The following is a 21,321-nucleotide window of genomic DNA, read 5'->3' as shown; positions in this document are numbered from 1 at the left end:
GAGGGTAAAAACCGGCCACAAGCAAATCAGGCATCAAACATCTCTAGGGTAGGCTGAACCAAATCCAACGCCTCACCATAAAGCTGCAAGCTAATAGCCCGCTCAATGGCCGCTAAATACACTATTTTTTTTAGATCCAAAGCGGTAATATTGGCTGCATCCGAGCGGTGTTCTTGCAAATGGGCTGCAATTTCCTCTAAATCAAAAAAAACCTCCAAACTATTAGGAGTAATGTCGGAACAAACCGGTTCCAGAGCCATTCTATGCCAATGAAGAAACACCGGTTGTTCCTCTGCATCTAAAAACAAGTTGTTTTCCTTAAAAACATTATTGGTAATGAACAATGGCATTGTGCTAATAAAATCCGTGAAGATCTCAGAGCGTTCCACAAACCGTGCAATCCGGCCATATTCATCAGCATCCCGGCTAGCCAGAGACATTAGCGACAACTTGTTTTTATGCAAACGTTTTTCCAGAGTGGGAAAAGTCCGCTGTAACATACTCACGATCTGCCCATCAGGAATAAGGGACCATAATTTCAAACGCGCCGCTTTAAATCTGTGTTTAAATTCCCGCCGCTGAATACGCTTCAAAACCCCACCCTGCAACAATAAAAAGGGGGTACCGTGGTAACTGCCTTCATTAATAAGCTGCGGGGCCATCCCCTGCATCCCACTCGCCCCCCTCTCATACGCTAAACGCTCTTTTTGTAAAAGATTAAATTTATCCCCGGCATAGCATTTAAGCCAGTAACAGGCGTGCCCTTTTTCTCCCTCCGCCGATTCTAAAGAATAAACCGCCACTCCCATGATATTACAGTCCACCCAACGCCAACCCGCCACATCACCTTGACTTAAACCCGGCGCGGCAGTGGCGAAAAGGGCTTCTCGCCGCTCGGGTAAGAGCATTTTCTCAAAACTATGATGAATATGTTTACCCTGCGTATCCAAGTGCGCATAGGTAAAAAAAACCGTTTGAATTTTTGCTTTCTGCTGGACCAAAAATACCGCATCATTAATGGCCACCACCAGGCGCCGGAATATCTGTTGAGTCATCATTATCAGCAATATACCGATAATAAAGTTTAGACTGCTATCAATCAAAAACAGATAAAATAGAATGCCGAACCCAGTAAAGAAGTTTAGTGCCGAGACCCCATCAAGAATAACGGAACGATTACGTAAAAAGCGCATAAGCTTGGCGCTGTTCTCTGGTTCTTGATACTGTTGCCAGAGATAGGCGAAACCCGCATATTCAGCCACCACAAATACCAGCAACACCGAAAATACCCGCCACTCGAGGATTAACCCCAAAGCAAAGCCAAGGAACACCATAAAATAAGTGCCCCAAGTACGGGCCACCCTCAGGAAGACATCTTTTGCAAACAGCTCTTGCTGATGAAACAGGGCCACCTTTTTTGCACGACCCAGAATCTCCGTGGCCGCCGATACCCCCAGCCGATTCATCAGATAGCCCGTTAACAAAAACAGCAAATAAAAAACGAAAGCCCCAATCGCAAACCAGACGATGAATTCGTTTTTATTTTCCTCGGTAACGAAGGCTCGCAAATAGCGAGGCACCCCCTCAGAGCCAACCAAAATAATGACTTTCAAGGGCAGGAAGAAAGCCAGAACAATAGAAAGTTGATTCGTTAAAAACAACAAAACACCAAAAAAAAGCTTCAGCGCCGAGTTTATCCAAATCTTAATGGATAGCGCTCGAACCCAAGCCAGATAATCCAATGTTAAATTCAAGAATTTATTATTCATTGCATCAACGAATCCGAGAAAAGCTAAGAAGCTGTTGGAAAATTTTGATGACAGCGTAGGGTGTGCAGAGCGCAGCGATGCGCACCATGGAAAGGGGGACCAACAAACAGCGGCGAGGCCCCCCTTCCCTATGGGCATCCTTCGGAGGCCCCAATGCGCTCCCGGCGAATCGGTCGCTACGCTCAACCCACCCTACCCATAAAGATATTTTCCAACAGCTTCTTAGCCTTATATGTATGAGTTTATGTGCATATCCATCACCTATGTAGCCACAATACGACATTCCTTATCCCCTCACGCTTATCCTGTAGAATTACTGATTTTTAGAGGTGCTTAGGGTGCGGGGTTGGGCTCCAAAGGTCCCGGCGGCGGCTTGATAGGGGCATCCCCTGGCGCAGATTGCCGCTGGCCGATATCAGCTAGCTGCTCATACAGATCCACTAACTGTGCCGCACGTTCCTCCCAGGTGGGGACTTTCACTGGGCATCGCCCATCCCTATTAGTCTCCACCAACAAATCCAACCTATCGACTGAATCAAAATCTATTACCCTATAACCCTCGGGCAGCGTATTGCCCAGCGCAGTGGCCAGGGCATGGCTGATGAGCAGTGGGCGATGATGGGCAATAATTTCAAACGGCTTAATGGCAGGAACAAGGCGCGTGAGCATATCGTCACGGCGTGGCAGCGCAACCGCATCCATTGCTAAATAGTGCGCGGATACTTGATCAGGTGAAACCCGGCCAGCAAATACAACTTGTGTTGCTGTTTCCAGTGAGCCAACCAACTCGCGCAATACAAGCTCATGCTTGCCGCTTCCCACGATGAGTAAATAGGGCCTATGCTTTAGGGGTGTGCGCGCATGGGCGCGAATTAAAATATCAAGCCCTTCATACTCAACGATAGCGCCCAGGTAACCCATGACTTGAGCGTCGGCGGGAATACCATAATGCCGACGGACAGCCAACGCCGTCGATGCCTCATCTTTTTTTTCGACTGACGGGAGAAACGCAGCGTTACCCACCACGCTGATTTTATCGCCTGAAATACCACGCGCCATCAACCATTGCCGAAGACCGTCAGACAAGGTAATCACATGGTCAACTTGAGCACAGGCGCCGATTTCACGCTTCTCATAGTAGCGATAGTGTTCCGTATCGGCATAATCCGGATTTGCAAATGCACGGCTCAGATGCCATAGGCCCCTCACTTCATAGACGGATGGAATACCCAACGCACGGCCGGCCAATGCCGCTGCCCAACCGTTAAGGTAGTTGGATGCGGCATGAATAATGGAGACGTCGTTCTCCACTGCCAGGGCCTGTAGTCTTTCACCATAGACCTTAATATAACGGCTTTCGGGATGGCGGCGGGTCACCGGCGATTCCGGCGACAGGCGGAACCGTAGGCCCTGATAGTGGACTTCAGAAACCTTCGAGCGCTCGGCATGCTGCGCCAAATCCCAGGGATAGCCTGGGCGGATGGCCACCGTAGTATCAATCCCTTTTGACTGAACAGCGCCAATCAAACCGACGGAACGGGAGACATAGCCTGATGGATCGAATGGCCCGCAAGAATGGAGTGCATACAAGACCTTTCCATTGTAGGGTTTCCGGGGCAATTTAAAGGCTCGAGCCTCATGGCTATTATCGGCATTAAGAAATGCCGCCATATCCGCAAGGCGATCTCTCAACATAACGATATTGGAAAACCCATAGCAGCCTTTTTTGAGCAACGACAGTGGATAAAAGATATGGCCAAGTTCCGCTAACCATGCCGCTCGAAGGGGTGGCAAAACCCGTAAAACCTCGCTGATTCTTTTCTTAAGAGATTTGTTTTTTCCGTTTAGGATAGCGCCAATGACATACAGCCGTATTTTATTCGTTATTTTTCTCATGCCATTTTATTCGGGAAATGCCATAGCTGTCGAAACCGGATCAGCCCAATAACACCGGCCATTATGGTGCGGGAGACCCCAACGCCGATAGAAATGCGCAAGCGGGAACCTCCCACGTATTTTAATCGAGATTTGACGGCCTTCCCCAGAACCTTTAAGATCAGTCACTTACCTATCAGACACGGGCCTAACAAGGCTGAGAAGCCGTTGAAAAATTCTTTATAGGATGAATGGTGTACGGCAAAACTCACCTCTGATTGTAGATTTCCTTTTCCATCTCAAGGGTACCATCGCTACGCTCCGCACACCCTAAAAATAAAAACTCCCGCTCACGAAGGGGGGGTGGATGTGCGTAGCGAAACCCATCGCTGCTTGTTAATTCTCCTAAAATAAAGCATTTAGCCGCGAATTAACGCCTATGAACGCAAATATTTCAATAGCTTAAAGACAAGCAAGCGTTGGCCCGTCAGAAAATCATTCCAGGCCATTTTTTATAAGCGTTTATTCGCGTGCATTTGCGGCTAAAAATCGAATCTAGGTTGTTCCTCGTCTCTATTTTCCTTTCTCTCTGTCGGTAGGTTCTAGCGTAGAGCCGTAGGAGGAACGAAGCGAAACCCGCCACCGCTACCTACGAAGGTTTTCCAACAGCCTCCGGGCTAGAAATCACCTCCAGCCTATAAAAATTAGAATATCACAATGAATTTTACTCTTTCTTTGCCGTATGTTCTAAGTATTTTCTCGAAGATACTTTGCTATTCAAACTAAGAGCAGGAGGCCGTGAGCGTGTTAGCGATGACACTCAGAAAATATGGGAGGATCCAGCGCAGCGTTCTCAATGCACTTAACAAGACCTGACCCCATATTTCATGACCCCATATTTCCAAAATCCAGTTTCCAAAGTAGACGTGTTTAGTCCCTCTTAATCGAAAGTGGGCTCAGTCGAGCCGAGTCGATGCGCGGTAATTCCATCCGGCTGACCAGTGCCTGCACAGCCTCTCTGGCCTTATCCATCTCCTGATCGGAAAACCCAAATAAGGTGACCATGGTCGAATTGTTTTCTTGATGGGTGAACCCCAGGGCATAGCGCGGTTCCATTTGTCCGTAGGTTTGGGTAGTCCAGCCTTGAATGAAAGGTTCCTTCTGGCCACGGATCAGGAGGGTTTCTTCTGCCGGCGAGAGGTGTTCGATGTGCACCTTCATCCCGTCATTCCGAGTGGCCAGATAACGCCCATCGTCGGCAATCACCTCGATATCCGGGGTGAAATGAAACCATTGAGTATATGATCGCGGCCGGTCTGCACCCATGGAATCGATCACAGCCAGCCAACGGCCGGGCGCGTAGAGCAATGTCCGGTCGTGGGTGGTGGAAAGGTGTTTGTGGAAAAGACTGCCCCGCAGAAGAAAGGCGCCGTCCTGGCGCTGCACCTCCTGCAAAGCCGAACCGTAGGCGTCCGCTAAACGGGTGGAAAAGCTGCGTTTATCGATTTCCACGGTGTTGTGCGCACGGGTGGAAGCGACGTAATTGCGCCACTCATCGCTATTGTAGGAGTATTTTCCAGCATTGGTGAGAATGCGTCCGCCGCGGTCGTACCATTCGAAGCTCAAATCATCAGGCAACTTGTGTGCCGGCTCGTGGAAAGAGGCCATAAAGAACAACATGGAGGCCTGTTCCGGGGGAACGGCCCAGTCGCTGCGGACCATGGCGTAGCCGGTTTCCCGGAATTCCTGCAACCTATAACAGCTTTCCTTTCCGTGACTTGCACCTTCGCATTCTTGGTTTCCCGCTGGAAAGGTTAGATTGCGCTGCTTGGGCGAGGGTGTCAAGTTTTTTGTGTAACTAATTTTCACTTGGGCATCCGCTCAGCGAAGAGGATGACGAATTGATTGAGGGCGGCCTTCCAGTCCCGAATGGGTTGAGTCCATTTTTTGGTGATATTGTTCAGGGCCAGATAGAGCACCTTGAAAATGGCTTCATCCGTGGGAAAAGCGCCCCGGTTTTTCAAGACTTTTCGTAGTGAATAGTTCAATGATTCGATGGCGTTGGTGGTATAAATGGCTCGCCGGATCTGGGGTGGGTAATCAAAGAAGACCGTCAGCCGTGACCAATCGGCCCGCCAGCTGGGGCTGATGGCCGGATATGTCTCATCCCAACGCGCTGAGAAGCGCTCTAGGGCCTGTTCGGCCTCGGCCAGGGTCGCGGCGCCATAGATGGCCCGCAGGTCGGCCGCCACGGCCCGGCGCTGTTTCCAGGGGACATACTTCAGCGAGCCGCGCACCTTGTGCACGATGCACAGCTGAACCTGGGCCTGTGGAAACACCGCCTCGATGGCCTCAGGCAGGCCCTTGAGCCCGTCCACGCAGGCAATAAAGCAATCCTCGACCCCCCGGTTTTTCAGCTCATTGAATACCGACAGCCAGAATTTAGCCCCTTCGTTTTCACTCATCCACATCCCTAACAGCTCTTTCTCTCCCTCTAGATTGACCCCCAGGGCTAAGTACACTGCTTTCGTTTTCACCATGCCCTCCTGGCGTGATTTCACAAACAAGGCATCAAAATATAGGATGGGATAGACGGCCGATAGGGGCCGGCTTTGCCAGGCCCGCACCTCCTCCAACACCGCATCGGTCACCTGGGAAATCAGCGCCGGGGAGACCTCCACCCCATAGAGCTCTTCCAGCTGCGCCTCAATCTCTCGGGTCGAGAGCCCCCGGGCATACAGCGCTAGCACCTTCTCATCAAAGCCCTCCAGCCGACGCTGACGTTTCTTGACCAATTGCGGCTCAAAATTCCCATTGCGGTCCCGTGGCACCTCGATTTCCAATTGCCCCGCCTCGCTCTGAACCCGCTTCTTGCTCTTGCCGTTGCGGCTGTTGCCACTGCCCCGACCTTCCTGAGCATGGGGCGCGTACCCTAGGTGCTCAGTCAGCTCAGCCTCCAAAACCCGCTCCACCAAGCGCTTGCTCAGCTGCTTCAATAACCCATGCTCGCCCAGAACCTCTTTCGGGCTATTGCACTCCTTCAGAAGTTCATCCAGCAACTCATCGGTCTTTTTTTCAATACTGGTCATCAGTGCTTTCTCCTTGTTGTTAATTACAGATCACCAGTTACACAGTTATTTGTACACCCCCGCTTGGGCTCGGAATCGCCCACCGTCACCATGGTGCCATCAGGGTGTACCATCCAGAATCGGTTTTTTTCGACCTTGTCCATAAGTTCCCGGACGAAGGCGAACTGGTCGTACCAGCCGGTCCTGGTCATGCGCCTGACCGTGCTCAAGGCAAAGAAATGATATTCCGGAGCACCTTCCAGGTGCACGCCCTCGCTGCTGAATTGACGCAGGAGCAAGTCCCGCATCTCGCGCAAGACATATTTCTCATGGCCCTGGCAAGTATCCACATCCGGAAGGATCGAGCACAATGCCATCAGCCCGTGCAACTGGAACAACCCATGATTACCTCGGGAAAGCTCGGTTGGGTCGGTCAAACTCTGGGCGTGGGTGTGGGCAAGGTGCACCAATGTCTGCCAGGTCGGCAGGTCGCTTGCAACCTCCCCTTGCAAAACCCTGTCCAGGACATACGCCAATTTCATGGCCCGCAGGCCGACAGACATGTCATACCACTGAAAAGCACTGCGCCGGTTGCGACCGAAATGGTAATCCTGCCAGTCGGTCATGACCTTCAGCGCGTCCTGGAGGTATCTTTTATCCCCGGTGCGTTCCCACGCCACGATCATGGGGTCGATCATTCGCCAGGCATGCAGATGAAAACGCCAATTACGATCCTGAAAGGGGTCTGCGTTCCAATCTACGGGCAAGGTGAAGGGCCAGGGAGCAACATCCCGACCTGGCGGGACAAAGCCCGTTTCCCATAATTGCCCGGCTCTCTGGATCGGATCGCCACCAACAAATAAGGTGATATGCCGGGACGGCAGTGCTTCGTCATCGACCCTTTGCTTTGCAAGCACTTTCCAAACGGCTTCATCATGACAGGTCGCCATGTCTTGTTGATGTTGAATATGGCGACAAATAGGGCCATGTTCAGGGCCTGCGGCATTGGTCTCCTGCGCGCAGAAAACAATTGATAGAAAAATAATCAGGAATCCGTGTTTCCAGAGCATATCTTCGTTTCCGTATCAGCCGATAAAAGACCAATCCACCGGCGTCCCTTTGCTCACCACTTTGGTCACCTTCTTCCCCAGCAGAGTGTCATAATACTTCGGCGGCAAACCGTGTCCGGGGCGGATGCGGCGCAGGTTGGCCGGGGTGAGCACGTCACCGGGCTGGAGATCTGCGGCGATATACAGCGAGCGCCGGAATCCCGTAGATGCCATCTCGGTCTCCGTCGGCCCGTAACGCACCTCGCCTAGCGCCTGCCATCCACGCTCGGTTTCGGTCACCAGCGCCGCCATCTCTTCGGGCTCCAGGGAGAAGGCGCTGTCTACGCCACCGTCGGCCCGCCGCAAGGTGAAATGTTTTTCAATGACCCTTGCCCCCAGGGTCACTGCGGCCACGGCTGCACCCACACCCATGGTGTGGTCAGACAACCCTACTTCACAGCCGAACAACTCTCGTAGGTGCGGTATCGTACGCACATTGCTGCTTTCAGGGGGAGCTGGATATGTGCTGGTGCATTTGAGCAGGATCAGATCTTGGCAGCCAGCCTCGCGGGCGGCGCGCACCGTTTCATCTAGCTCGGCCACGGTGGCCATGCCGGTGGAGATAATCATCGGCTTGCCAGTAGCGGCGACCTTGCGGATCAGCGGAATGTCGGTGTTCTCGAAGGAGGCGATCTTGTAACAGGGGGCGTCCAGGGTTTCGAGAAAATCCACGGCTGTTTCGTCAAAGGGCGTACTGAAGGGGATCAACCCCAACTCGCCGGCACGGGCGAAAATCAACTCGTGCCATTCCCAGGGAGTGTAGGCCTGTTGATAGAGTTCATAAAGCGAACACCCTTTCCAAAGGGTGTTGGGGTCGTCAATGAAGAACTCGCCCTCGGCTAGATCCAGGGTCATGGTATCGGCGGTGTAGGTTTGCAGCTTGAGCCCATGGGCACCGGCTTGGGCGGCAGCTTCGACGATGGCCAACGCCCGCTCGAGGGACTGGTTATGGTTGCCGGAGAGTTCGGCGATGATAAAGGGGGGATAATCGCGACCGATCCAACGGTTCCCGATTTTGAATGAATTGCTCATCTTTCAATGCACTCGTTTAGTGTAGTGGGTCACTTCGACCTTATAGCCACTGTTTCGGAGCGAGCGATGGGACGGCAGGTTATCGCCTAGAACCTCTGCGCGAATCATGCGGATATCCCGCCGATGTTCGCTCAGCCACTGCTCGGCGCTAGCCAGAAGTTCAGTGCCAAACCCCCGCATATTCAGACCCGGTACAAGATAGACTGATATCTCGGCCGTATCAGTATCGATATCGAAGCGAACCACCCCAATGGGATGATGGTCATGAAAACCAATCAGCAATGGACGGTCCGGATTGGCAAGCACTGTTGCCAGCCAACGCCGGTGGTCAGTCCAAGCGATGGGTTCACTGGTTCGAGAGAACGCTCGATTTCCAGGATGATTACGCCAGGCGAACAGTGATGCGGCGTCATCGAAACGGGCTGGCCGCAAAGCCACACGATGACATCCAAGCTCGCGGATAACCCGGAACACTCCACGGCCATCCACCGCACCCATGCCCGCCTTGGATAAGCAGGTTCTCAGATAGGGATTTTCGAGCAATGCCTGGATGTGGCGTTCAAAAAACGAAACGGTGCCGACGTTATCAGTTGGCGCATACAACAAACCATGCTCGGCCGCTTCGTGTACCATCTGCCGCTGATTATCCGCCACACTGATCGCTAATGTCGGCAAGCCGAGGCAGCACCGTTCCCAGCTTGCCGAACCGGCTGCCCCGATTGCCAGATCGGCGCTCGCCATCAATTCGGCCATATGGGCCGTTTGAACATGACAGCGGTAGTCGTACCGCTGGCAATCTGCTTCAATGTCTACCCGTGCTGGATGCTGGGCGCCAATCACCACATCCACCTGAAAACGCTCATCACGCAGGTTGACCAAAGCTTGAATGGCCTTCCCGGTGAAATTGTCCGCATCCACACCACCAAAAAAAACTAGCACCTGCCTGACCGGTCCAGCGCGGGGTTTTACCTGCTGGCGCAGCCGGCCAAATTCATCACGCAATAACGCATAGCGGGGACCTAGCAAACACTGGCAATGGCTTGGTACTTTGCCTGTATAACGTGCCTCCATGTCCGCGTAAAGATTCTGGTCCAGCAATATATCACAATCATGCGAACGGTCCGCAATATCGTCGATCACCAGGATTCGCCTGGACGATTGACGTATGACCGACTCCCAACGAATATCTAAGGCGTAATGATCCACGATCAACCAATCCAAGGATGCACCGGCCAATGCCTGAAGTGTGTCGTCAGCATCTTGCGCCTGACGGGCGCCTAACCAACCGGAGTGAGCCAGCTCATCGGCAGAATCCGTGCATCCCTTTCCCGCGAGTCTCATCAGCGGATGGTTTTTCTGCTTTAGCAGTTCGGCAAGATGATCGGGAATGTGCCGGCAGATGAAGCGCGTCTCCCATCCCCGTGATTTGAGCACATCGGCGAGAGTCAGGCAACGCATCAGGTGACCAGTGCCGATTCGGGGAGAGGCATCGACGCGGAAAGCGACGTTCATGGGCCTTTATGTCCTTTATCTAAGGAAGCCACGGCCTGTCTTGAGATGCTGTCTCTCAGTAACTCGGCCCGCTGCCAATCGTCTTCGGTATCGATGTCCTGCACCCGCCAGCGGGGTATGACTAGCGGACAACTGTGCCGATCGAATAACCCCTTCTGTTCCAACCAAGCTTCGGACCACCCCCAATAGAACTGCCCGGCATCATGGAGAATCAAGGGCAAATCCTGCGAGCGGGTAGTGAAATGCTCCGGGAAGAGCATCTCAATGCCGCCCTGTGGATGGATACGGAAAGAGCGGAAGATCGGTGCTGCGTATTCGGTAGCGGTGAAGGTATAGGCCCAGTTGTCGGATTGCAGCAACTCCAGGCCTCGACCAATATCCTCGGCTCGCACGAAAGGAGCAGTGGCATAGAGGCAACAGACAGCCTCTATCGACCAACCCTGATCAAGCAGCCAGCGTGTGGCATGGGCAATCACTTCGGTGGTCCCAGTGTAGTCATCGGCCAGTTCCGCAGGCCGCCGGAACGGTACCTCAGCGCCGGCATCAACCGCGACCTGGGCGATCTCGTCGTCATCGGTCGAGACCACGATATGTTCAAACAAGCCCGAGGCCGCAGCCGTCTCGATTGACCAGACAATCATCGGCTTGCCGCCAAAGTCGCGGATATTCTTGCGCGGGATGCGCTTGCTGCCGCCACGGGCGGGGATAATTGCAATGTTCACGACTTTATCACCTCGAACAGCGCTTCGATCACCTGTGCTTGCTGCGCTTCGGTCAAGCCCGGATACAGGGGCAGGCTGATGGCTTCGGCATAGTAGCGTTCCGACTCGGGAAAGTCGGCGGGATGAAAACCCATCCGAGCATAGTAAGGCTGGCGGTAGACCGGGATGTAATGGAGGTTCACCCCAATGCCGGCTGCTCCCAAGGCTTCGACTACCTCGCGATGGGTCTTGCGGATTTGGTCGAGCTTCAACCGAATCACGTACAGGTGGAAACCGGAATAGCCATCCGGGTGCCGCCAGGGGATAATCATCGGCAGCTCGCGCAAGGCGTCGTCGTAACGCGCCGCCAACCCGTGACGCCGGACGACGAAGCCATCGAGCCGCTGCAACTGACTCAGACCCAACGCCGCCTGAAGCTCAGTCATCCGATAATTGAAACCAAGTTCGTGCTGCTGATAGTACCAGGGGCCGTCCGGGGGGTGAGTCATCTCCTCCGGGTCGCGGGTGATGCCGTGGCTGCGCAGCCGGGCCATGCGGCTGGCAAGTTCGGCGTTGTTAGTCAGCGCCATGCCCCCCTCGGCCGTGGTGATGATCTTGACCGGATGGAAACTGAATACGGTGATGTCGCTGTAGCGGCCGTTGCCGATCGGTTCCCCGCGATACCGCCCGCCGATGGCATGGGAGGCGTCCTCGATGGTCCGGAAACCGTACCGTTGTCCCAGGGCGTGAATGGCGGCCAAGTCACAGGGGTGTCCGGCCAGATGGACGAGGATCACTACCTTGGGCAACCGCCCTGCCCGGTCGGCCGCGACAAGCTTCCTTTCCAGCGCCCTAGGGCACAGGTTGTAGCTGCGCGGGTCGATGTCGACGAAATCGACCTCGGCGCCGCAGTAGCGCGCGCAGTTAGCCGAAGCGACGAAGGTGATCGGACTGGTCCAGACCCGATCGCCTGGTCCAACCCCAAGCGCCAGACAAGAGAGGTGCAGAGCGCTGGTGGCGGAGTGCGCCGCCACGGCATGCGCGGCGCCGCAGTATTCGGCCACCGCCCGCTCGAAACAGGGCACCACCGGGCCTTGGGTGAGAAAGTCCGAGCGCAGCACCTCGACGACAGCGTCGATGTCGGTTTGGGCGATGCTTTGGTGACCGTAGGGGATCATCGGAACAAATACTCTACATCCTTTGGGGTGACATGGCGGTGCGAAAGATTATTCAGAGCACGTCCTAACTTGCCTTGCATCATCCTTCTTGGGCGAATTTTAAACAGCCCAAAAATCTCTCGCAGAAAATGCAATTGCCGCATCCAATTCAGGAGTCTGTAAGCGGCGATGACATTATAGCCGTAGAAAGAACTGTTGAATTTATTATTTCTAATAGGAAACAGTTCTTTTTGAAGAAATGTAGAGGCTGTTTTGTGAAATCCAGCATGAAGAATTCTGCTCATTTGTCAATAACCCAAACTCGGCAAGTTCTACGGCCTTTTAGCCTGCCGATAGAACTTCATGATACTTGCTTGCAAAAACGCCGTTCTCGATTCTCAGACAAGGGATACCGCCGATTATGGGATACACTACCAAGGCTTCCGGACTAAATAACATATTCCCAATCTCGTCCAGTGGCGTTTTGAATTTAGGGCAAGCAAGAATATGCGAGGGTGACATCGTATCCTCCTCTTTCTTGATAATTGTGATTGCTGTCGGATTGAGCGGATTTGAAGAAAAGGGAAAAAGATCGTGCCTCAAGACATTAAAACCAAGGGATTCGGCTATACCTTTCAGATTTTTACAGTAACCATAGGAGTCCATTCTCTGTCTTGCTTCAGTCTCGGCAAGTTCATAACCAGGTTCAAGTAGAATAAGATATTTTTTAGTGATTCGAAACAACTCCTGCAAAATTGCCGATTCATTCCCTCCATTAGGCTCTATGGAGTGTGACGTATACACAAGTTCTATAGAGTTATCGGCAAAGGGGATGTGAAAGAGACTACCGGTACAGAGAGTTACATCATAAAAGCCTCGGCTTTGTAGCCATTGTCTCGCATATGCAACTCGAGACCAACTTAAGTCAAAGCCAAAGCTTTTGACATCTTTTTTTAGATGTTTCAGCACCCCTGAAAGCGTTGTCGCCTCACCAACGCCTGCTTCCAAGATTGACATCGGCTCCAACAAGGAATCAATGATATTGGCTATTTCATAGGTATAATTCATTTGGTACTCTGTCTTTTCCAAATCCTCCATCGCAGCAATATAACTTCCCGCCTGCAAGTCGTAGGCAATTTCAATGATTTCCACCGTGTTGCGTTTGAGCCCCTGCTCCTCACGTAGAAGTTGAGCGATATTCTTCCCTTGCTCATGCAGGGCTTTTAGGCGACGTGGTGTAAGCATGTTAGTGTTCTCTATTCAAATGATAACCCATCACTAGATTCCCCCATCCACATACACCCGGATCAATTCCCGCAACTGCTTCACCGTCAGAAACTCCTGGTTTGTGCCGCTATTGTATGCAAAACCCGGTTCAACCGAGTGGCAGCCGTTGCGCTCACAGTATTGGCGCCGGTTGTACTTTGCCGCCATGGGTAGAATGGCGAAGTAGCGACCGAGATCGACCGTATTGATGCTATCGCTGGCGGTAATCATCTCCTCATGGATTTTCTCACCCGGACGAATGCCGATAACCTTATGCTCGCAGTCCGGGCCGATGGCCATGGCCAGATCGGTGATCCGATAGCTGGGAATCTTGGGGACGAAAATCTCGCCGCCTTGGGCATTCTCAACGGCCCACAGCACCATATTGACGCCTTCCTGTAGGCTGATGTTGAAGCGGGTCATGCTCGGGTCGGTGATTGGCAGCACACCGGTCTTACGTCGCTCCAGAAAAAATGGAATCACCGAGCCGCGGCTGCCCATCACGTTGCCGTAGCGGACCACGGCAAAGCGGATGTCACGGTGGCCGCGGATGTTGTTAGCAGCGGTAAACAGCTTGTCGGCACAAAGTTTGGTTGCCCCGTATAGGTTAATCGGTGCGGCGGCCTTGTCGGTGGACAACGCGATGACCCGCTGGACGCCGGTATCCAAGGCGGCCTCGATGACATTCTGGGCGCCGAGTACGTTGGTCTTGATGGCCTCGAATGGATTGTATTCAGCGGCCGGCACCTGCTTAAGGGCGGCGGCGTGGATGACGGTGTCGATCCCCTCCATGGCCCGGCGCAACCGGTCGTAATCGCGTACATCGCCGATGAAATAGCGCAGCCCAGGATGATCCGAGGGGCTGAATTCCTGACTCATCTCGAACTGTTTGAGTTCGTCGCGGGAAAACACCACCAGACGCTCAATATCGGGATAGCGATCCAGAACCGACCTAACGAAAGCCCTACCGAACGAGCCGGTACCGCCGGTGATGAGAATGTGCTTTTCCGAGAGAAATGGATTTTCTATAGGATTCATCCTTGTGAAACCAGCCTATCCGGAGACGAAAGATTAATTTGGCGTAGCTTCCAAAAGAGTATCTAATTCTTTTAGAGATATTTTGACTAACTCTTCTTTGCTGCCTGGCGTTTGGGGGAAAACCATCTTCATGTTGGGAAAGAAAAGATCCGTGCCCTCGGGTTCTCGCGTCCTCCAGTTGCCGCCCGCGTTGGTTGCCGTATAGATTACGCTGGCTCCCGCTGCCGCCGCCAGCTCAGTGATTGTGGTACAAGGTCCTATGACGACATCCAAGGCCGAAGAAAGCGCGGCCAAGTCTTCCAGATCATTTTTCAAATCGAGATCCGGCCAACGGTTGAGCGCCTCCGGCCGTAATTTGCCAAGCAACCTGCGCTCGTCAGAAGATAGATCGTATTGCAAGTTGACAATTTCAATATCTTCACGAAGCAAGAGTTCTATCCAATCGATCAAGCGTGTATACTCATGCCATCGGCTCATGGTCATAAGGCCGCTTCGCCATGAAAATCCGATTTTAGGTTTAGCGCCTAGTGCGTGAATCCGCGCCCGCCATTTGTTCTTGAGCCGTGATCGAGGCCGGAGATAATGGGAGCTGTCTTTAAAGGAATCAACGCTCGGCCTTAGTGTGCGAAAAAACTCAATAATATTCAACACCAAATCATGATCTTCCGCAGCTTTATAGGCCTCATTATTCACCATACGAACGGCGGAATGGTTCGGCACATTGTTTCTTTCCAAAAAAATTGCCTCACTCGCTACTCCGCGATATTCAGTGACCGCTATAGTGCGAATGCCGGGAATACTATGCTCCAGTAGGGATGCTAATCTAGGGTCGCAAGTCACTGTAGTTTGGCGTGGCTGCAAATGGCGCAATAGATCCGGAAGAATAGAAAGCAATCTGATTTGATCACCCACGCCTCCAATGGAAAATACTAAAATTTTTCTCCCATTGATATGGTGATAAGTAGGGCCATCGGAGTGATATTTTTCTGAAAACGCCAGTTTTATGCCAATTGAATCTTGATTATCGGTTTTTATCTTCCAGGCCCTTGAAAAATTCTTTTCCGACAAACTAGCAAGATAACTTTGCCTAGTTGTCATTTTACCTACTCCAATAATTTTCTTGGAGGTTTTTGATGCTAAATCATTAAGGCCACATTTGTGCGTGGCTTCAAATCTCAAGGAAAGCAAATTTTGTGTTTTTTTATTTTCAGCGGCGCCGCTTAAAATAATTCCTTTATTGGACCAATACAACGATTCTGCATAACGGGCTTGGGAAAGGTAAGTGCTAGCAAGGGTTTCGCAGAGTCTTTGAGCAATACTCGGGTTTAATTCACCTACCTGCTCTGGCAAACCGCTTTGAAACAAAAAACTCAATGATCTATCACATAAACCCAGCGATGACATCATCTGAAATGCATTGATGATCTCAATGGGCTCTATAGCTTTCTCAGAGAATTTTAATGCGTGCTCCTCTAGCCTATCAAATATATTGAGATAACTATTCATTCTCAGCAGGCTATTAAAAATAGCCCAGTTGAAAGGATTTTTACTTAATAATTCGAATAATACCTCTTTTGCTTCTTCATTTCGGCCAAGTTGATTCAGTACATTGGCATATTGAAGAGAGCAATAGACGCTAGGGCTGTCAAGGGTAGAATAAATCGAGAAGACTTCATTGTAATTCCATGTCCGGATATATGTATCAATCAAGATCTCCTTGGCGATCGGATCATGGATGCCCATCCTCAAGGTTGCTTCTGTGGTGGAAATTGAATGCTGTATTGAATCTTTATTATCAGCATCGGCATATAATATGCTAGCTGCACGGATGACCAGCCATGCGGATAAAGTCGTGGTATCAATGTGGAGATTTTTTAGGCTGCTATTATTCACGACTTCTGCGATTGGGCACGTCAACTGATACAGGGCCGAGGCGACTGCCTTTCCCCAACGCACCTGTATTACGTACTTTGCCAGTTTTTCGCAAGTCGGTTCCGAACGTAGATCGATTAGTATACGAGCAGCCCGCATTTCCGCGGTTGTTTCCGGGTCAAGTTTGATGACTGGTTTAATCGGAACCAGGGACCCTTGCAATGCAGCCAGTAGAAACGCTCCCTCGGTGTCAGGAACTCCCTCCTTCAGCGACATTGCAGCCGCGCATATCTGCGCTTCCCGCAGCTTGCCAACCGCCCTGCTGAAGATCTTTTTATACTTGTCGGCATCCTTTTCATGCTGAACCGCATCAAGTACTGCCTGCCAACGCTCTATTGCTGTAGTCCAATTCCCCCGTGCCGTCGCCAGCTCCGCATACTCAGTCAGAGCCCTTGCATTGCCAGGCATAATTCCCAGGACTTCTTCCACCAAACCCTCGGTTTGGTCTAATATCCCTAGCCGACGCAATTGCATCGCCCGATTAATAAGCGCCTGATTGAGTCGGCGTCTGGCTTGCTTACCTATCTGGCTACTGGGATATGCATCATAAACCTGCCTCCAATGAAAAATCGCATTAGCCCAGTCCGCCTCTGAAGTTGCAGCTTCAGCCAACTGCATAAGTAAGTGGACATCATCCGAGTGTTGCTTCAATTGCTTGTTCGGGAAGATTTTGGATGCTTCTTGGTTTTCTTTATATTTTAATACGTTAACTACAAAAAATACTCTATTTAACGCCTTGGATAAAAAAAACACCCTATCCTTTTTTTTCGTCGTCATTATTGAACTCTTTATAACGGGTTCTGTTGATGATGTCTGAGACCATTTATGGAACCGGAAGCGAGCAAGTTCTCCAATCAATTTTCAGCACGGCCCGGGAACGAGAAGAACTCAAAGAAGCTTCGCGCCTTCGCGCTTTGCTGCAATTTCCTACCTACCCAGGCATCGATTACACCGCCGACTATAGCGGCATCCTGAGTCGGAAACTCAATGAGATTGTTGGGTTGCAAGAGATACCCCCTTACCTTGCTCTATATGCGACTATCAGTGTTTAGCGGACTCTTTATAGGCACCTCTAAAAATACCCCAAAATGACCGACATCAACTCTGCTTATTTTTTATGTGACTTGAATAGCGATTTCACTACTCGATGTTGTGTTTGAAGGTTATTTTGTGTTTCCATTTTAATATGTTATCCCTTATTCTGAGGGCCTATTGCCCAAATTTCTCATGCAGCGGACAGACATCTCCTGCAAAGGCTGGCACAACGCTTGAGGTTGTAGACGAGGTTCATCAATCCGATCTTGGTTTCGCCCCGTGCCAGGCCGATCACTCGGATGAATAGGCCCCCCATCTCCTTTTCTATCGACCCAAAGAGATGCTCAATGCGGGCACGTATTCGCGATTTTCTATGGTTGCTTTCTTGCGCTCGCTTGTTGAGCGACCGGTTGCGATAACCTTTCTTATGAACCTGGCTGCGGTAACCTGGAGATCTGCGGCGATGTACAGCGAACGACGGAATCCCGTAGATGCCGTCTCAGCCTCCGTCGGCCCGTAACGCACCTCGCCTAGCGCCTGCCAACCATGCTCGGTTTCAGTCACCAGCGCCGCCGTCTCTTCGGGCTCCAGAGAAAAGGCGCTGTCGACACCACCGTCGGCACGCCGCAAGGTGAAATGTTTTTCAATGACCGTTGCCCCCACAACCGCTGCCCAACCGTTAAGGTAGTTGAATGCGGCATGAATAATGGAGACGTCGTTCTCCACTGCCAAGGCCTGTAGTCTTTCACCATAGACCTTAATATAATAGCTTTCGGGATGGCAACTGGCGATTCCAGCGACAGGTGAAACCATAGGCCCTGATAGTGGACTTCAGAAACTTTCAAGCGCTCGGCATGTTGCGCCAAATCCCACGGATAGCCTGAGGGGTCGAATGGCCCGCAAGAATGGAGTGCATACAAAACCTTTCCATTGTAAGGTTTCCGGGACAATTTGAAGGTTCGAGCCTCATTGCTATTATCGGCATTAAGAAATCCCGCCATATCCGCAAGGCGATCTCTCAACATGGCGACATTGGAGAGCCCATAGCAACCTTTTTTGAGCAACGGCAGTGGATAAAGGATATGGCCAAGTTCCGCTAACCATGCCGCTCGAGGGGGTGGCAAAACCCGTAAAATCTCACTGATTCTTTTATTAAGAGATTTTGTTTTTTCCATTTAGGATAGCGCCAATGACATACAGCCGTATTTTATTCGAGAAATGCCATAGCTGTCGAAACCGGATCAGCCCCAGAACATCGGCCATTATAATGCGGGAGACCCCAACACCGATAGAAACGCGCAAGCGGGAACCTCCCACGTACTTTAGTCGAGATTTGACGACCTCCCCCAGCACTTTTCAAATCAGTCAGTTAGCTATCCGACACGAGCTTAACAAGGCTGAGCTAAAAATCACCTCCAGCCTATAAAAATTAGAGCATCACAATGAATTTTACTCTTTCTTCGTCGGATGTTCTAAGTATTTTCTCGAAGATACTTTGCTACTCAAAACAAGGACAGGAGGCCGTGAGCGTGGTTAGTAATGACACTCAGAAAATACAGGAGGATCCAGTACAGCATTCGCGATTCGTAATGCAATACCTGACCCCATTTTTCATTAAATAGGATATTAATTACAGTGAATAACGTGGAGCATATTTATGCGTGAGGTGGTATTCTATTGTGGAGCTCATAAAACTGCTTCTTCAATGATTAGAAAATTTTTACGGAAAAATGAAAATTTTCTAGAGGCTAAATGTGATATAAAAAGCTATGACAGGGAAGTTATAATAAACAGTGATTTCTTTAATGTAATAAGTAAACTATCCTCGTATCAAGAAGTTCAGAATTCTGAATGGAATAAAGGAAGAGATTCTTTTTTATCTTTTATGGATGCAGGTAACTATTCGAAGTATCTTTTTCATAATGAAGACTTTTTTACGGCGATGTTTTTTAATAATGTTGGTGCTATTTCCCGCTATTTGAGTTGGGTGGCAGAAGGAATGAACACCAAGGTTATAATATATGTTCGTAATCAAGTCGATTATATTGAGTCCTGGTACTTGCAGAAAATTCACACCGGGAATATTGTTTCATTTGATAAATATTTATCTCGGATAAATCTTAACGGTTTCTCTTGGACAAAAGTTTTAGACGCTATTGCTTCTAATTTTGGAAGAGAAAATGTTAATTGCATACCCTATGAGTCAATTCAGCATGGGTCAAAAGAATATCTGCAAAATTTCATATCTTTATTGACTGATAAAAATATCGATATATCGAATTATGATACAGAAGGTCAGAATCGGAGTTTCTCAGGAATTGCTGTAGATATGGCTGTTAATTTTTACCCTAGGTTAAACAGAAAAGAACAAAAAATTTTACGAAAATTTCTCCAAGAAAACTTTTCAACCAGAACTCATGAAAAGCCGATCCTTTTTTTACCTGAGGAACGAGATAATATAAAAAAAATTTATAGCAAAGACAATAAGATATTGTTTAAAAAATATATTTCAGGCTATGTTCAGGAGTCAAATTTTTACTTTTAGGGGGTAGTGCGTCCTAACAGCCATGCTGTTAGTAATGAAACAAATTGTGGCCAACGGGTCATCTTGCGTAGTTTCCAGCCCTCGTGGTGCTGATTTGCCAGAGTCTCAAATTCATGTCTCCGGATCAGTTTGAGTAACTGAAAAAATACGGTATTATGATGTGCCAAGACCTGAACTCCTTCTTTTTCTTCAATGAATTGTCGTGAATTCATTGTATCAAAACAAGTCGGTTTTCAGGCCTTTTTTGTTAATCCTTAGTGGGGTAGTAGTGATATTTTGTAAGTCTTGAGTCGTAGTAATTCTATGGTATTTGTTCAGCATATAATTTGTGCTGCTCTCTAAATATGTGGGAGGCTAATAATATGATACCTTTAATCTATACTCTTAACCGAGCAAAGCGGCAGGCTTCTTCAGGGACATAGTCGATTGCCTCTAACGTAAGATGCGCTTCTTGACTTATTTTATCAATATCATTATCCATAAAGTTGAATAACGCACTAGGATAATTCTTCCGAAGGGAATCAGCTGCCATAACCCGGCGATGGCCATCCACCAAAGCAGGTTCACAATGAAAATCCGCGATTATCACACCACCTGATTTTGTTAAATCACGGAGGAACCGAAGAATCCATAGAGAGTCATTATAATTATGATGAATAAAAAAGTTCCTCCCAAAAGAAGTATCAAACCTTTTAGACAAATGTTTGATAGACGATGGATCATAAAGATGGTGGTAATTACATTTTTTTTTCGGTGATGTTAGACGGGCAATATACAACGCAAAAAGTGAAATATCAATTCCAGTATAGCTCTTGGCAAACCTCCCAGAAATTCTACCAAAGATCCCAGGTCCACAACCCATCTCAAGAATGTCTCTATCTACTAGATCTGAACCATATGCCCAAACACGGCCCTTAATTTCTCTGAAAAATTTAGCGTGATATGTCTGCTCAGGAGAAAATTCCGATATTTTTGATGGAGAAACGGATAAAGCATAATTATTAGTATCCATGTCATAATAATAAAATGAGTAATCTTTTCCTAAGGAAAAGTATCGCATCCACTCCTTATCCCAATTTTCAGTTTCAATTTTAGAGTTTTTCTGAAATTCATCTGACAATACATAATTAAATCCATCATATTGCACACTAGGGGCGTACTTTTGATTCTGAATATTTTCATCCATCAGATTAAGGCCTCACTATTGAAAACATTTTGTTTAATATTCATACGAGTATGTAAATAACTCCGCACTCAACACTGCTTCAGTTGAGAATATTAG

Annotated in this window: 17 protein-coding genes and 1 pseudogene; 2 read left to right on the top strand and 16 right to left on the bottom strand. The window is 49.8% G+C overall.

What is annotated here, in order from left to right; all coding sequences use genetic code 11:
- Positions 1-26: 26 nt before the first annotated feature.
- From NHAL_RS01965 to NHAL_RS01905, 12 genes are all read right to left on the bottom strand, one after another.
- On the bottom strand, positions 27-1,769 hold the full coding sequence (locus tag NHAL_RS01965) for a hypothetical protein (RefSeq protein WP_013031490.1): 1,743 nt from the start codon (positions 1,767-1,769) through the stop codon (positions 27-29).
- A gap of 333 nt (positions 1,770-2,102) precedes the next feature.
- A complete protein-coding gene (locus tag NHAL_RS01960; RefSeq protein WP_013031489.1) occupies positions 2,103-3,665 on the bottom strand; it encodes a glycosyltransferase in 1,563 nt (520 codons plus the stop codon).
- A 909-nt stretch (positions 3,666-4,574) separates the two neighbouring features.
- The gene (locus tag NHAL_RS01955; protein ID WP_013031488.1) at positions 4,575-5,513 is read right to left on the bottom strand and encodes a heparinase II/III family protein; all 939 of its coding nucleotides are present in this window, start codon (positions 5,511-5,513) and stop codon (positions 4,575-4,577) included.
- Positions 5,510-6,733: an IS256 family transposase gene (locus NHAL_RS01950; protein WP_013031487.1), complete on the bottom strand. Its 1,224-nt coding sequence runs from the start codon at positions 6,731-6,733 to the stop codon at positions 5,510-5,512. The genes NHAL_RS01955 and NHAL_RS01950 overlap by 4 nt, the downstream gene beginning before the upstream one ends.
- Before the next feature lie 23 nt (positions 6,734-6,756).
- Positions 6,757-7,782, bottom strand: a complete 1,026-nt coding sequence (locus tag NHAL_RS01945) for a heparinase II/III family protein (protein WP_013031486.1) — start codon at positions 7,780-7,782, stop codon at positions 6,757-6,759.
- A gap of 15 nt (positions 7,783-7,797) precedes the next feature.
- On the bottom strand, positions 7,798-8,853 hold the full coding sequence (pseI, locus tag NHAL_RS01940) for a pseudaminic acid synthase (RefSeq protein WP_013031485.1): 1,056 nt from the start codon (positions 8,851-8,853) through the stop codon (positions 7,798-7,800).
- A gap of 3 nt (positions 8,854-8,856) precedes the next feature.
- Complete coding sequence (gene pseG / locus NHAL_RS01935) at positions 8,857-10,365, bottom strand: UDP-2,4-diacetamido-2,4,6-trideoxy-beta-L-altropyranose hydrolase (RefSeq protein ID WP_013031484.1); 1,509 nt, start codon at positions 10,363-10,365, stop codon at positions 8,857-8,859.
- Positions 10,362-11,087 carry a pseudaminic acid cytidylyltransferase gene (gene pseF / locus NHAL_RS01930; RefSeq protein WP_013031483.1) on the bottom strand — a complete coding sequence of 242 codons (726 nt, stop codon included), beginning with the start codon at positions 11,085-11,087 and terminating at the stop codon, positions 10,362-10,364. Before pseF ends, pseG begins: the two co-directional genes overlap by 4 nt.
- Positions 11,084-12,244 (bottom strand): UDP-4-amino-4,6-dideoxy-N-acetyl-beta-L-altrosamine transaminase, encoded by a 1,161-nt coding sequence (pseC, locus tag NHAL_RS01925; protein WP_013031482.1) that lies wholly within the window; start codon positions 12,242-12,244, stop codon positions 11,084-11,086. The genes pseF and pseC overlap by 4 nt, the downstream gene beginning before the upstream one ends.
- Before the next feature lie 321 nt (positions 12,245-12,565).
- Entirely contained in the window at positions 12,566-13,468 is a 903-nt protein-coding gene (locus tag NHAL_RS01915; RefSeq protein WP_013031480.1) for a methyltransferase domain-containing protein, read from the bottom strand.
- A 33-nt stretch (positions 13,469-13,501) separates the two neighbouring features.
- Positions 13,502-14,527, bottom strand: coding sequence for a UDP-N-acetylglucosamine 4,6-dehydratase (inverting) (pseB, locus tag NHAL_RS01910; protein ID WP_013031479.1), 1,026 nt, complete (start codon positions 14,525-14,527; stop codon positions 13,502-13,504).
- Positions 14,528-14,560: 33 nt separating this feature from the next.
- Positions 14,561-17,236, bottom strand: coding sequence for a hypothetical protein (locus tag NHAL_RS01905; RefSeq protein WP_013031478.1), 2,676 nt, complete (start codon positions 17,234-17,236; stop codon positions 14,561-14,563).
- A gap of 29 nt (positions 17,237-17,265) precedes the next feature.
- Here NHAL_RS01905 and NHAL_RS01900 point away from each other — a divergent pair, with 29 nt between their 5' ends.
- Entirely contained in the window at positions 17,266-17,511 is a 246-nt protein-coding gene (locus tag NHAL_RS01900) for a hypothetical protein (protein WP_013031477.1), read from the top strand.
- A gap of 173 nt (positions 17,512-17,684) precedes the next feature.
- Here NHAL_RS01900 and NHAL_RS22385 read toward each other — a convergent pair whose 3' ends face one another.
- Both NHAL_RS22385 and NHAL_RS22380 read right to left on the bottom strand, forming a co-directional pair.
- Positions 17,685-17,978 (bottom strand): transposase, encoded by a 294-nt coding sequence (locus NHAL_RS22385; protein ID WP_420804799.1) that lies wholly within the window; start codon positions 17,976-17,978, stop codon positions 17,685-17,687.
- A 50-nt stretch (positions 17,979-18,028) separates the two neighbouring features.
- Positions 18,029-18,307 (bottom strand): annotated as a pseudogene (locus NHAL_RS22380) (N-acetylneuraminate synthase family protein); the annotation flags it as partial.
- A gap of 844 nt (positions 18,308-19,151) precedes the next feature.
- Between NHAL_RS22380 and NHAL_RS01885 the strand changes: the two are divergent.
- Complete coding sequence (locus NHAL_RS01885; protein ID WP_013031474.1) at positions 19,152-20,039, top strand: hypothetical protein; 888 nt, start codon at positions 19,152-19,154, stop codon at positions 20,037-20,039.
- Here NHAL_RS01885 and NHAL_RS01880 read toward each other — a convergent pair.
- Both NHAL_RS01880 and NHAL_RS01875 read right to left on the bottom strand, forming a co-directional pair.
- Positions 20,036-20,206, bottom strand: coding sequence for a DUF4372 domain-containing protein (locus NHAL_RS01880; protein ID WP_238985415.1), 171 nt, complete (start codon positions 20,204-20,206; stop codon positions 20,036-20,038). The genes NHAL_RS01885 and NHAL_RS01880 overlap by 4 nt on opposite strands.
- Positions 20,207-20,415: 209 nt before the next feature.
- Entirely contained in the window at positions 20,416-21,225 is an 810-nt protein-coding gene (locus tag NHAL_RS01875; protein WP_013031473.1) for a class I SAM-dependent methyltransferase, read from the bottom strand.
- Positions 21,226-21,321: the final 96 nt, after the last annotated feature.

Source organism: Nitrosococcus halophilus Nc 4 (assembly GCF_000024725.1).
Classification (GTDB): Bacteria; Pseudomonadota; Gammaproteobacteria; order Nitrosococcales; family Nitrosococcaceae; genus Nitrosococcus; species Nitrosococcus halophilus.
Note: the sequence above shows the minus strand (reverse complement) of the source record. Positions and strands in the feature narration are given on the sequence as shown.

Coding starts and splice junctions, on each gene's coding strand:
- pseG (WP_013031484.1), bottom strand. CDS start 10,365: ATGAACGTCGCTTTCCGCGTCGATGCCTCTCCCCGAATCGGCACTGGT.
- NHAL_RS01945 (WP_013031486.1), bottom strand. CDS start 7,782: ATGCTCTGGAAACACGGATTCCTGATTATTTTTCTATCAATTGTTTTC.
- NHAL_RS01900 (WP_013031477.1), top strand. CDS start 17,266: ATGATGTCTGAGACCATTTATGGAACCGGAAGCGAGCAAGTTCTCCAA.
- NHAL_RS01885 (WP_013031474.1), top strand. CDS start 19,152: ATGCGTGAGGTGGTATTCTATTGTGGAGCTCATAAAACTGCTTCTTCA.
- pseI (WP_013031485.1), bottom strand. CDS start 8,853: ATGAGCAATTCATTCAAAATCGGGAACCGTTGGATCGGTCGCGATTAT.
- NHAL_RS01905 (WP_013031478.1), bottom strand. CDS start 17,236: ATGACGACGAAAAAAAAGGATAGGGTGTTTTTTTTATCCAAGGCGTTA.
- NHAL_RS01875 (WP_013031473.1), bottom strand. CDS start 21,225: ATGGATGAAAATATTCAGAATCAAAAGTACGCCCCTAGTGTGCAATAT.
- NHAL_RS01915 (WP_013031480.1), bottom strand. CDS start 13,468: ATGCTTACACCACGTCGCCTAAAAGCCCTGCATGAGCAAGGGAAGAAT.
- pseB (WP_013031479.1), bottom strand. CDS start 14,527: ATGAATCCTATAGAAAATCCATTTCTCTCGGAAAAGCACATTCTCATC.
- NHAL_RS01960 (WP_013031489.1), bottom strand. CDS start 3,665: ATGAGAAAAATAACGAATAAAATACGGCTGTATGTCATTGGCGCTATC.
- pseC (WP_013031482.1), bottom strand. CDS start 12,244: ATGATCCCCTACGGTCACCAAAGCATCGCCCAAACCGACATCGACGCT.
- NHAL_RS01965 (WP_013031490.1), bottom strand. CDS start 1,769: ATGAATAATAAATTCTTGAATTTAACATTGGATTATCTGGCTTGGGTT.
- NHAL_RS01950 (WP_013031487.1), bottom strand. CDS start 6,733: ATGACCAGTATTGAAAAAAAGACCGATGAGTTGCTGGATGAACTTCTG.